Annotated in this window: 8 protein-coding genes; 6 read left to right on the plus strand and 2 right to left on the minus strand. The window is 56.9% G+C overall.

Annotation, left to right across the window (positions count from 1 at the left end; translation table 11 throughout):
• Positions 1-17: 17 nt before the first annotated feature.
• Positions 18-803 carry a cytochrome c oxidase subunit 3 gene (locus tag VGU25_06950; GenBank protein HEV2576931.1) on the plus strand — a complete coding sequence of 262 codons (786 nt, stop codon included), beginning with the start codon at positions 18-20 and terminating at the stop codon, positions 801-803.
• A gap of 413 nt (positions 804-1216) precedes the next feature.
• Here the strand turns inward: VGU25_06950 and VGU25_06955 are convergent, their stop codons facing one another.
• Both VGU25_06955 and VGU25_06960 read right to left on the minus strand, forming a co-directional pair.
• The gene (locus VGU25_06955) at positions 1217-4714 is read right to left on the minus strand and encodes a TonB-dependent receptor (GenBank protein HEV2576932.1); all 3498 of its coding nucleotides are present in this window, start codon (positions 4712-4714) and stop codon (positions 1217-1219) included.
• 626 nt (positions 4715-5340) lie between these two features.
• Positions 5341-7491, minus strand: coding sequence for a DUF6259 domain-containing protein (locus VGU25_06960; GenBank protein ID HEV2576933.1), 2151 nt, complete (start codon positions 7489-7491; stop codon positions 5341-5343).
• A 181-nt stretch (positions 7492-7672) separates the two neighbouring features.
• Between VGU25_06960 and VGU25_06965 the strand changes: the two genes are divergently transcribed.
• Genes VGU25_06965 through araD1 form a run of 5 tightly spaced genes read left to right on the plus strand, consistent with a single transcriptional unit; the run spans position 7673 to position 12660 of the window.
• Positions 7673-8698 (plus strand): L-rhamnose/proton symporter RhaT, encoded by a 1026-nt coding sequence (locus VGU25_06965; GenBank protein HEV2576934.1) that lies wholly within the window; start codon positions 7673-7675, stop codon positions 8696-8698.
• A gap of 19 nt (positions 8699-8717) precedes the next feature.
• Positions 8718-9809, plus strand: coding sequence for a mandelate racemase/muconate lactonizing enzyme family protein (locus tag VGU25_06970; GenBank protein HEV2576935.1), 1092 nt, complete (start codon positions 8718-8720; stop codon positions 9807-9809).
• Positions 9806-10639 carry an amidohydrolase family protein gene (locus VGU25_06975; GenBank protein HEV2576936.1) on the plus strand — a complete coding sequence of 278 codons (834 nt, stop codon included), beginning with the start codon at positions 9806-9808 and terminating at the stop codon, positions 10637-10639. Before VGU25_06970 ends, VGU25_06975 begins: the two co-directional genes overlap by 4 nt.
• Positions 10640-10648: 9 nt before the next feature.
• Positions 10649-11641, plus strand: a complete 993-nt coding sequence (locus tag VGU25_06980; GenBank protein ID HEV2576937.1) for a Gfo/Idh/MocA family oxidoreductase — start codon at positions 10649-10651, stop codon at positions 11639-11641.
• 17 nt (positions 11642-11658) lie between these two features.
• Positions 11659-12660 (plus strand): AraD1 family protein, encoded by a 1002-nt coding sequence (gene araD1 / locus VGU25_06985; GenBank protein ID HEV2576938.1) that lies wholly within the window; start codon positions 11659-11661, stop codon positions 12658-12660.
• The last annotated feature ends 6 nt before the right edge of the window (positions 12661-12666 follow it).

The following is a 12666-nucleotide window of genomic DNA, read 5'->3' on the forward strand; positions in this document are numbered from 1 at the left end:
GGCATCAAAACTGTCCTATGCCGACGATCCTTACACCTCCCGGAATTTATCAGCCCCGGCGTCCCGGGCGTCCCGGCGACCTTGGTGAAGGCGATAGTGGGTCTGGCCGTCGTCCGCCAACTGATAAGCGCACCGGCGGAAATGGTGACGGCGATAACTGGAGTGATCGTCCTCAAGGTCGCCGCGGCCCCCGCGAACGCTTGTCCCGTGCGCGCATCGGCCTGTTCTTCGCCCTCGGCGGCGACCTCATGTTCTTCATCGCGCTGGTCAGCGTCTTCTTCGTCGCGAAGACATCCGGCCATTTCGACGCCTACAGCCGCTTCATCAACGACTGGCTACCCACAGCGATCCCATCGATCCTCTGGCTGAACACCGCAGTCCTTCTCGTCAGCTCCGTCGCAGCTGAGATAGCGCGGCGCAGCATGTTCCGCGAGACAGATCTCATGGACGAATGGTTCGGGTTTGGCCGACCGACCTCGCGCCGCGCGGCCATCTGGCTCTCAGCCACACTCGCCCTTGGCACACTCTTTCTCATCGGCCAATACATCGCCTGGTCGCAGCTCGCGGCACAACACGTCTTCTTCAACTCCAACGCGAGCAGCCACTTCTTTTACCTGATCACAGTCGCACACGCCGCACACCTTTTCCTCGGGATCACAGCCTTGGTCACGGCTCTCAGCTTCCTGATTCGCTCGCGGCAACTGGCCACGCGCCAGGTTGTCGTCGATGCAACAGTCTGGTACTGGCACGCAATGGGTCTGCTTTGGATCTTCCTCTTCGCGTTGCTGGAGTACGGTCAGTGACCCTGCGCCGTTTGCAATTACTACCGACGATCGCCGCCATCCTGTTTGTCTGTACGGTCCCACCAGCCTTCGCCCAAGGATGCGCGCAATGTCTCGACACGACGCGCGCTACCCCTCCGCCGGTGCAGGCTGCTTATCGCCACGCAATCCTGTTAATGTTGGGCGCAGCCTCGACTCTCTTTATTGCCGGCGTCATCCTGCTCCGCCGCGAACCTTGATATATCAACGGGATCCCGTCACGCCTTGACGTTCGTGAAATGCCGGGACTCGCATTCGCGGATTTGCTTAGGTCAAATGGACTTTCTGGCGGACAGGTATTGTTTGCATAAGTCCTTGGGCCAGGTGGGCAGTGAGGTAGAAAAAATCCCCGCATCCTTCCGGACGCGGGGAGGAGGTTTACCCAACAACCCAGGTTAGAAGCTCATCTTCACCGATGCCTGCAGCACGCGTGGGCCACCTACGCCGTTCACGACGCCGGCGCCACTGGCGAGGACCGAGGTGACCTTGCCGAAGGTACCCGAGGTGATCGCGTTTGATGGGTTCGCAAACTCCGGGGTATTGGTCATGTTGAATGCATCGAAGCGGGCGTCAACGCTCCAGCTCTCGTGGATTGGGAAGGTTTTGGAGAGGGAAAGATTGTCAGCGAAGTAACCCGGTCCGCGAAACTGATTGCGGTTCGTGTTGCCAAGGACGCAAGGGTTGGGATTGGTGCTTGAGTATGGTGTGCAGGTGGGCGGTGTAAACGCCGCGGGAGTAAACCACGTCGGCGAGCCTGCCACGATGGCGCTGGTGTGGCCGTGAGTCACGTTATAGGTGCCGGTCAGGTTGGCCGTCTGCGTAACGCCTGAAGTAGCGCTGTTCGCCGTGACAGAGAAGGGCAAGCCCGACACTCCCTGAATAATGGCGGACAATCTCCATCCACCCAGCGTATAAGCGCCAACGCCAGATTTCATGTACTTTTGGCCTTTGCCTATTGGAGGTTCGTATGTGATGGTCGACGAAAGATTATTAGTACGGTCGAAATCCAGGACCGAGTAATTCATGTGTGGGTTCGGAGCCGTGAGGCCATAGAACAAGGCGCCTGTCTGCGCCCCAGTGACATAACCTGACGCCTTGCCCCAAGTGTAGGCCACGGTATAACCGAAGCCACTATGGAACCGACGGTTGAACTGTACCTGCAACGATTGGTAGTTCGTCGAAGTGCCGACCATGAACTGCGTCACCGCAGCCGTTTTGCCGAACGCTATCGCCAGTGGCTCGTAAGAATTACCTTGGCCGTAAATGCTCGGCAGATTGATGTTTTGCTCGATGCTGATGCGCGTGCCGTGATTGGCGACATACGCCAGTTGCAGTGAGGAGTCATGCGCTAACGCTTGTTGTACTACGGCGTTCCAGGAACTTACGTAGGGATTTTTGAAGTTTAGCGGGATGTACAGGTTCGCTAACCCGATCGTTCCGTTCGCGGCAGTTTCGGTCAGCGTGCCGTTGGATCCGAAGGCTGCGGTCGGAGTTGCCGGGACGCCCGTTACGAAGTTGACGACGCCGCCGATAGGGTTAAGGGCCTGACCGTAGGTCGCGTTATTGTTGTAAAACGTGCTCGTCTTGATGGGGTAGTTGTATGCATACGTGTTGTCAATGAACGGCACATAGCTGACACCGAACCCGGTGCGAACGACGAGCTTTTCATTGACGCGATACGCGACTCCCAGGCGCGGCGCGAAGTTCTTGTAGTTGCTTTGCATGCCGAGGTTCGACGGATTTCCGTCCTGACCGGCGACGACGAGCTGATTGTTGTTCGGGTTGTAGTTCACGAAACCGCCCGGCTTGCGAGGTGTGGCGGGTGGGTAGAGTTCCCAGCGAAGGCCCAGGTCCAGCGTGAGTTTGGGCGTCGCCTGCCACTTATCCGAGGCGAAGAAGAACAGCCACGTCTGGCGGTATGCGGGAAACGTGCTGTTGGTGTCCTGGCCTACCTGGAAGGGAACGTCGAAAAGCACCGTTGCATAGTCATTGGCCTGGCCGGTGGCGCCGCCATTGAACGAGGGCGCACCCGGAGCGGAAGTGGCGTTCTCATTGAAGTAGAAATTGCCAGCGGCCGCGTTATTGTTGCCCTGCAATAAGTCGTCGCGGATACGGCGTATGTCCGCGCCAAATTTCATCTGGTGATTGCCGATGATCTTTGTCCAGTTATTGGCGAAGTCAATGTTGGATTCCGCGCGTAGCCAAGGCAGTGAGGCGGAGTATCCGATCAGGGGGTTGGCGAAGTTGGGTACATTGAACGCTATCTGACCACTGGTTGTTAGCGTGTTGTTCGTGCCGTTCGGACCGTTGCCAGGGATACCGAGTGTGCGCGCATCGTTCGCACCGTAGTCCGTCTGCGTCGCGAAATTGCGTAGATGAGCGACACCGGCACGAGCTTCCGTGAACAAAGTCGGCGAGAAGATGTGATCGTAGTTGACGCCGGTGCTGTACGCGTTTTCAATACCGGTCGCCTCAAAGCCGCCGCCGGCCGGGCCACCGAGGAACGCGCCGAAGAGCGGCGCCTGGAAGGTGTTGATGTGCTGGTGGCTAAAACGGCCGCTCAGGTGATCCTTGCTGGTGATGTTGTAGTCAGACTTGATGTCGTAGCTCCACATATCCTTGTGGAAAGGCAGGTTGGCGGAAAAGTTGTTACCGGTGGCCCCGTTCAGATACGCGGCTGAATTGAGATTGGTTTTGGGATTGCGCGCCAAGGCATCGATGGCCTGAAACACCTTTAGCGCAATAGGACTGATGCCGGGGTTCGATAATGGAATCAGGTTGCCTGCAAACGCGGTGCGCCCTACACCGCAGTTCGTTGGATTCGATCCGCCTTGGCAGTCGACGGTGTCACCGGTGTTCGGGTCATAAACCTGGCCTTTGTAGCCGGCCAGACTGAGCACATTATTGCTCACGTTGTAATAGGGAACGGTCGTGGTGGTGTTCGCTTCTTCGTGGTCAGAGACGCGCAGAAGATCGCCGAAGATGAACAGCTTGTTCTTGAGGATTGGACCGCCGAGACTACCGCCCGTGTAGTTGTATACGAGACGCCCGTTGGGGCCGGTCTGAAAGTACGAGCGCGCATTCACACCGTTGTTTTCCATGTTTTGGAAAACGTTGCCGTGCCAGTTGTTCGTTCCCGATTTCAACGTCACATTCACGACCGTGCCCACGGCGCGTCCGAACTCGGCTTCGAAGTTGTTGGTCGTGATATCGACGTTCTGGATAGCGTTGGCAGGCGGCACCAGGATGATATGGATTCCGGTGCGCTGATCGTCGTCGATGCCTTCAATCTGGTAGAGGTTCACGTAGGACGACTGCCCATTTGCGTTCGTAGAAAGATCGTTGTTCGCGTTGTAAAACTGCGAGTTGTTGAACACGATAGGCGCCATGCCTGGCACGGTATTCAGCAGTGATTGAAAGCTATTGCCGCTGCTGAGCGGGAGATTGCTGATCTGATGCTGCTCGATCGTGGTCGAAATGTCGGCTCGATCGGTCTGCAGAGCGGGAGGCGCGGTGGTGACGGTGATCTCCTCGGAAGTGCTGCCGTTCGCCAGAATCGCGTCAACGCGTTGGGTAGTGTTGGTCAGCACGGCGATATTGTCGTAGGCCTCTTTCTTGAATCCCTGCGCGGTGATAACCACGCTGTAAGTTCCGGGCTCCAGGTCAGGCTCAGTGAAGTTGCCGCTCTCATTCGTGGTTGTGTTATGCGAGACGTTTTGACCAGTGAGACTAATTACGACGGTGGCGTTGGGTACCACGGCTCCGGTGGCGTCGGTAACTGTGCCGACGATAGTCCCTGTGACTGCCTGTGCCAATGCTCGCGGCGCAGCGGCCAGCACACACAGCGCGAGCGGTAGAACGGCGAGTGTCCTTCGGATGGACTTGAAGTGCATTACGGTGGTCTCCTTGCGAAACAGATCAGCTGTGAATCGTAGTTCATTGTGGGTCTGGCGGAAGTTGAGGGTATCTCAGACCTTTGCTCTCAGCCCTTCTCGTAGTTCTGCGTGTCATCGAAACGCGCTCCCGAGAAGTTGAGTCTTTCTACGAAGGATTTATCTCCACATACGAAAAGCCGCCCACAGAAGCCAATGCCGATTGGCTACAGTGGGCGGCTCTATCTAATCTCTGCCGCGAAGTGAAACGTTAGGCTATCGCTCTCTTCGATGTCAACTGGTTTTTTGCGCACGAAGAGCCAGTTGGCTGCACCCCTTCTGGCTGCGAAGGCCGTTCAGCGTTTCGCTTCGCTTCCCTTAAGCCTAAGGGGCATCCGATCACGCGACACAGCCAGGTGAGTAGCGTGAAGGAATTACTTGCCAGGTTCTTCTTGCCACCAACTCCCAGCACGATTTGAAGATTGCGGCGTTCCGATCCTTAGGTCCAGAACAGCAAAGATGTTCATCTTTCTATTAATAAAGACGGGATCAGAAGCTGAAAGTCTGCTGGGATGGCTTGTCGAGCAGCGCAGCCTCAGCCTTTCGAGATCACCACGGAGTTCCCTTCCTCTTTGATCTGGAAGAATTCAGACTTCTATGAGAACAGCAGCCGAACGCGCGGGAATTTGCAGCGCTCCATTCGATGACTTTCCGTCAGGTTGCTCCGGTGTAGCTTCGATGAGGGTGCCCGGGTTCGATAGGGTCACCTTGGCGGTTAGGGCCGCGTCGGAGCTGAGGTTGATGACGACGACAGCACGCTTACCGTTCTCTGCGAGAAACACCGAGTAACGATGCTGACCGTCGGAGCTGACCTCCGCGCCTAGATTATCGCGGAAGGCGCCGTCCCAGAGATACGCCTTGTACTTGCGGCGCAGGTCGTCAATCTTCTTGCCGTAAGCCATGGTCATTGGAAAATCGTGCAGATGGCCCTTGTAGAGGAAGGGTTCGTACTGGATAACGCAACGGTTGAGCAGGATGTTGTTCAATTGCTCCCGATCGTCGAATCCGCTGACACCCGCAATCATCAGCGAGTTGCGCGTATCGAGGAACTGGCAGATTGGCGTTGCGCTCACGCCTGCTTCAGAAACGGGAAAGTATTGCATGAGCCAGTCCTGCGGTCCCTCACCGGCGAAGAGGAAGTCGGGGCTGATTTTGTCAGCCGCGTCGCGAAGTGAGGCTGAGAGCGGAAGATCGCCAGCATAAATATATCCGGGCGGATTGTAGCCGTGCCCTGGCGCAAAGTTGTAGATCGCCCCCGAGTGATGGCAGATTTCATCCCAGAGCCAGCCGGTGGAACCGAGCGCGAGTATCTTTTGAAATTCTCTTAGTGCGATCGTGCGATAGCGCGGGTCGGCAAAGTCCATCACCGCGCGGCGGCGCGTGTTGATGCCCGCCAACTGCGTGGGAGTTACGTAGTTGTAGCCACCCTGCTCATAGCGAATGCCGTAGGGATCCTTGGCTTCATATTTGTAGAGCTCCGTCTTGTACCAGTCTGTAGTCAGATCGGCCCAGTTCAGTTTGCCGAAGAGGATGACGTTGACGCCAAGCGACTGCACCTTCGCGATCGCGTCGTGGAAATCCTGCCAGGTGCCGAGATTCGGGTCGGTGTCCTGCGAAGGATCGTCGCGGTCCTGGCCTCCGATATTCCATCCGATGAGCTGCACTGCCTTTACGCCGTACTTCGCATACTCCTCCCCGTACTCCACAAATTTCTTGTAGGAGATGGTGTAGTCCTCTTCCGGCGTATTCATGCGCAGCATGGTCCAGGAGTGCACATCCTGCGCCCATGCCGGGAGGTGCGGCTTTTTGAACCATGTGTCGCGCCACTGGCGATAGACGTCAACTGCCGCGTGCCAGTCGCCCTTGTAGCCGCGGACGACAATCGGCGCAAGCGTTTTGCTTGAGTTGGGTTGGACATACGCGAAGTGACAGGTGCGGAACTCCAGATGTACGGGAAAGCCCGAGAACTCATCAGTCTTGGGCACCAATGCCCCGTGCACTACACCTGGATGTTGCTCAAATGTGTATTCCAGGTAGTAAGGCAGCGTGGGATCGGACATCTCAAAATAGAGACCCTCGGTGGGTGCCTGGATGAGGCAGAACAGGCTGCGATTGGCACCGAACGTCTTGGTTGGAACGTCGACACCCCAATAACCCTTGGCATTGCCGAAGTTCGGATACAGCTCGTCGTTCCCGAGATTCCCGTACCACATGGTTCGCGCCGCAATAGAGGAGTCGCGAGCAGGCGGATTCAGGTCGCCGAAGTAAGGGAAATCGATCGTTTCGATCGGGTGAGGCGATTTGTTCTCGACGGTGGCGTCGAAACTCAATTTGCCCCCCTTTAACGTAACCGTTGCAGCAAAGTTGATGGGCAGGACACCGCCGTGTTCGCTCGCAAGCTCATTCCAGACGATCCGCACCTGATCGTCTGAAATTTTCCTGACGCTGACTGGGCGCTGCTTCTGACCGAGAACGAAATTCGCGCGGCGGCCGGGTACCGGGACCAGCATCCGAAACGATACGCCAAGCGCGGGACGTCGCTGGACTATCCAATTCGTTGGCTTGTGCTCCATGCGCGTGAGCGCTCCGGACCCAGGATCGAACGCGACCATGAACACGTCGTCCTGCAGAATGACTTCGCCTGAGGCGTTAGCAGCAGCCTCGGCGCTCATATCGATGTCAGCCAGTGCGGCCAATGCCGTAAAGCCGGCAAGTTTATTGAAGGTGCGTCTATTCATAGTTTGCCTAGAGGGATAGTATGGGGTCGAACTGGGGACCGGTATCTCATTTGGGAAACCGATCTGATGCTGAGAGTATAGATTGCTCGATTGATGTTCGTAATTCTGGTCTGTATGATATCAGACAACTGGCAATCAAAATTAGCTGAGTTCCCGATTTTTCAACGAGGTCCACATCATTTTGCAACCCTCCGCGCACCCGGTACTGGGATTCGTGACCGTCGCTTTCAGCGGCATGATGACGGCCAGTTTCGCCGCGCCGATGAAGCTCTCGCGTCGCTGGTCATGGGAAAACACTTGGCTTGTCTATGCAACGCTGGCGCTGGTGCTGATTCCAGGCGCGCTCATCGTTTGGAGCATCCCGCACCCCCTAACGTTCTACACATCCCTTTCGCCGCGGCAACTGCTTCTGCCCTTGCTCTTTGGTTTCGGCTGGGGGATCGCGCAAGTGACCTTCGGTCTCTCCATCGTTCGTGTAGGTATGGCCATGGCCTTCGCGATTGTGATCGGGCTCAGTTCCCTCCTGGGCAGCGCTATCCCTCTCGCGGTCTTTCATCCCGAAGATCTACTCGGCAGGGTCGGCATCGCGCTCTTCGTGAGCGCGATCCTGCTAGCCGTCGGTCTCGTTCTGTTCGCAAAAGCTGGCCGTGAGCGCGAACTTCTTTCTGGAAACAAATCGACGGCAAAGCAGGCGTTTCGCCTGGGTATCCTGCTATGCATCTTTACGGGATGTTTCGGCTCCATGATCAACATGGGCTTCGTTTTCGGCAGCGGCATCGCGCAACAGGCAACCGCCAACGGCGTTTCGCCGCAGAAGGCGACGCTCGCGGTCTGGTTTGTGGTGCTGGGCGCCGGATACATTCCAAATCTGTTTTTCACTCTCTATCTGCTGAAGAAGAACGGCACGTGGAACCGCTTTGTTCAGTCTTCGGGGCGTGAGATGCTACTCGCGCTTGCGGCAGCGGTGCTGTGGCTCTTTGGCATGCTGGGGTACGGCGTGGGCGCTAGCATAATGGGAAAATTCGGGAATTCTATCGGCTTCGCCGTGTGCATGGCTGCGCTGTTACTGTGGTCGAGCGCGCTTGGCGAAATGACTGGCGAATGGCGTGCGGCGCCTCCTTCCACGTTGCGGTGCATGCGAATCGGCCTGGGATTCATCATGCTTGCGGTCATCACCCTGGGTTTCGGAAGTCTATTTCGCTCGTAACGATACTTTGAGGAGATTCATGCGAATCAGGAAGGTATCTTCCGAACTATATCGAATCCCCGTTCATCGCGAGATGCACGACGCCATTCGTCACTTCAGCCATATGGACGTAGTATTCGCCCACGTAGAAACCGACGAAGGCCTTGTGGGGAGCGGCTTCACCTACAGCATCATTCCACACGGCGCACGGGAGATTTGTTCGGTCATCAATAACAGCTTCGACGAACTGCTTAAGGGCATGGACCCTCGCGACCATGAGCGCGTGTGGAACAAGATGTGGCGAAGTGTGGACTGGGTGGGACGCGGCGGCATTGCGGTACTGGCGGTTGCTGCGGTAGACATCGCAATTTGGGACTTGAAGACGAGGCTGGCCGGCATGTCGTTGCATCGCCTGCTTGGCGGCGCGAAAGATCGCATTCCGGTCTACAACACGGACGGAGGTTGGTTGAATCACACGATCGACCAACTTGTCGAAGAGACTAAGAAAATTGTCGCTGCCGGCTTCCGTGGGACGAAGATCAAGGTTGGCAAAGACGATCCGGCCGAGGATGCGGAGCGCATCGCTGCAGTACGCGAGGTGCTCGGGCCTCATCGCAACCTGATGGTCGATGCGAATGAGCGCTTCACAGCCGCCGAGGCCACCAAACGGGCACGCATGTGGGAGCCGTACAACCTCTTTTGGTTTGAGGAGCCGCTGCCGGCGGAGGACATTCTGGGCCACGCGACTGTACGTGCGCACACGTCTATCCCCATCGCGATCGGCGAGTCGCTATTCTCGCGTTTTCAGTTCCGCGACTACGTGGTGAGCGGCGGTGCTTCCATCCTGCAGGCGGACGTCTGCCGCTGCGGTGGCATTACCGAGTGGCTCAAAATTGCGCACATGGCGGACTGCCACAACATGCAGATTAGCCCGCATTTTGTAATGGAGTTGCATCTCCCGCTGGTCGCGGCGATCCAGAACGGCCTGTTCGTCGAATACATCCCATCGCTCGATCCAATTCTCACCGAACCGCTAAAACTCCAGGATGGATACTTTCATGTCGGCGATACGCCGGGCCTCGGCGTGAACATTGACTGGGAGAAGCTGAAGAAGTACGGAGTTGCATTGTGAGAATCGACGGTCATCAGCATTTTTGGCGCGCTTCCCGCGGCGATTATCACTGGATGAGCGAGAGCGTGGGCATCCTGTGCCGCGACTATATGCCGGAAGACCTGCAGCCTATCCTCGCGCGCCATCGCATCGATCGCACCGTGCTCGTGCAGGCTGCTCAGACAGTGGCGGAGACAGACTTCCTGCTTGAGCTTGCCGCACAGCATGAATTTATTGCCGGCGTTGTCGGCTGGCTGGATATGGATAGCCCAGAGTTCGCGCAACAGTTCGCGCGCTACCGCAAGAACCCGAAGTTCATAGGTCTGCGGCCGATGCTGCAGGACCTCCCCGAGTCGAATTGGATCTTGCGGCCTCAGGTTCTCCGATCCCTGCAGATCGTGGCGGACGACGATTTTCCATTTGAGTTTCTCACCTACACCCGGCACTTGCCGTTTGTACTCGATGCTTTGGATAAGGTTCCTTTGCGGCGCGCAGTGATCGATCACATTTCGAAGCCGGAGATCGCAAAGCGCGTGATGGAACCTTGGCGATCTCTGATGGCGGAGCTCGCCGATAGGGGGCTCTATTGCAAGCTCTCCGGCATGGCAACAGAAGATGACCACGACAACTGGTCGGCACAGTCGTTACAGCCGTACATTCAGCACTCGGTGGACTGCTTCGGTTGGGACCGCATCATCTTCGGCAGCGACTGGCCGGTTTGTCTTCTTGCGGGGAGCTACGATGACGTCGTCGCAGCGTTGAAGGCCGCTCTGGCAAACCGGATGGATGACGACACGGAGCGCAAACTCTTTGGTGAGAATGCAAGAAAGTTCTACAAATTGACCGTTTGAGAAAATGGCATGGATTCGAAAGTCGGAGTAGCGTTCGTCGGTGCGGGCATCGTGGCGGAAATGCACGGACGCGGTGTGTCCGCAAGCACAAGCGCCAGGCTCATCGGTGTATACGACGTGAATGCAGGCAAGGCGGCGGCTATCGCATCCAGGTTCGGGGGTCGCCAGTACGAATCACTCGAACAGCTTCTCGCCGACCCGGAAGTGCGTGGTGTACACGTCCTCACTCCCCTGGAAGATCACGTCTCCACGGCCGTTGCCGCGATGCGCGCTGGCAAGGACGTGCTTCTGGAAAAACCCGTGGCCTCTTCACGAGCAGACATCCGCACGCTGCAGAAGGTGGCAAAGGAGCAGGGGCGCATCTGCATGCCCGCGCATAACTACATCTATGTTCCTTCACTACGGAGAGCCAAGCGACTCATCGAGAGCGGCAAACTCGGCAAAATCGCCAGCCTGTTTGTGTTGTACAACGTGTTTCACTCTGAGGAGATCGCCGCAATCTATGGGGGCGTTCTGCGTGCGGTTTGCATGCACCACGCCTACTCGTTGCTATATCTTCTCGGCAGACCGAAGCGCGTTGCCTGCCTGACGTCGAGCGTCCACTACGAGCGACTCACATGCGAAGATCAGGCGATGATCACGTGCGAAATGCAAAATGGTGCTATCGCCAACCTCTGGTGCAGCTTTGCCGCGAACGATCCGACAAACGATCCGTGGACTGTGATCTACAAAATCCTCGGCACAAAGGGCGGTGTCAGCTACTCGTGGAATGAAGCGCAGTTTCAGGACGATGGCGGTCCGGCATGGGGCTTGCCATGTTACGAAGAAGGCTTTGTAGAAGAGATCGATTTCTTCGTTAAGGAATGTATCGCTGGCGGAAAAGCGCCGCTCTCCACCCTGGACGATGCCGCAGACGCGCTCACTATTCTTGAGGCCGCTCAGGGCGCCGCGGATCGATTCTCGAGCGCGGAGCCCCTATTTTACGAAGACCCCACCGCATAGGAAGGAAAGAGGAAGGCATGCGTCTGGTCCAGCTAAGCAGCAACGCGGTTCGCCGGGTGGCTGTCGTCGAGGAGCCGAACCTGCATTTTCTTAGCGGCGTTTCCTCCATCTATGAGCTTGCGCTGCAAGCGATTCGAAAGAAGGCAAGCCTCTCAGCCTGCATTGCAGAGATTCGCTCGAATGACCCGCTCGCGTATGACGAAGTTTATGCGAACCGCTCGTCGTGGAGCCTTCTGCCCGCCTTCGATCACCCGTACGAGGCCTCGCGCTGTCTTGTTTCTGGCACTGGACTTACGCATTTGGGAAGCGCAAAAGACCGCAACGCAATGCACAATCTGCAGCCCGATCAGTTAACCGACAGCATGCGTATTTTCCAGTCGGGACTCGAGGGTGGTAAGCCGGAGGAGGGTTGTATCGGCCCGGCCCCGGAATGGTTCTACAAAGGCAATGGAAATATCCTGCGCGCACATGGAGAGCCGTTGATTGTGCCGCCCTATGCCGAAGATGGTGGTGAAGAGGCCGAGGTCGCGGCATGCTACGTCGTATCAGAAGACGGCACTCCCTTCCGCGTGGGTATGGCGACGGGAAATGAGTTCTCCGATCATGTCTTCGAAAAGAAGAACTACCTGAATCTGGCTGGTTCCAAGCTGAGGACCTGCGCGTTAGGTCCCGAGCTTGTCATCAATCCGGATTTTAATTCTGTGCCTGGTACAGTGCGCCTTCAGCGCGAGGGACAGACGATCTGGTCCAGCTCGATCCGAACTGGTGAAAACGAGATGTGTCATAGCCTGAGAAACATAGAACACCACCACTTCAAATTTGAACGGCACCGCACACCTGGAGATGCGCATGTCCACTATCTTGGCGCTGGTCTACTCAGCTTCGGAGCAGGCGTTCGTCTGCAAGAGGGCGACGTAATGGAAATCGCCTACGACGGCTTTGGAAGACCGCTTCGTAACGCCGTCCATTGGTTTCCGCAGGAAAATAATACCCTCGTAACTGTAACGCCCCTCGGATAAGAGGGC

The sequence above is a fragment of the Acidobacteriaceae bacterium genome, from assembly GCA_035944135.1.
GTDB lineage: Bacteria > Acidobacteriota > Terriglobia > Terriglobales > Acidobacteriaceae > Granulicella.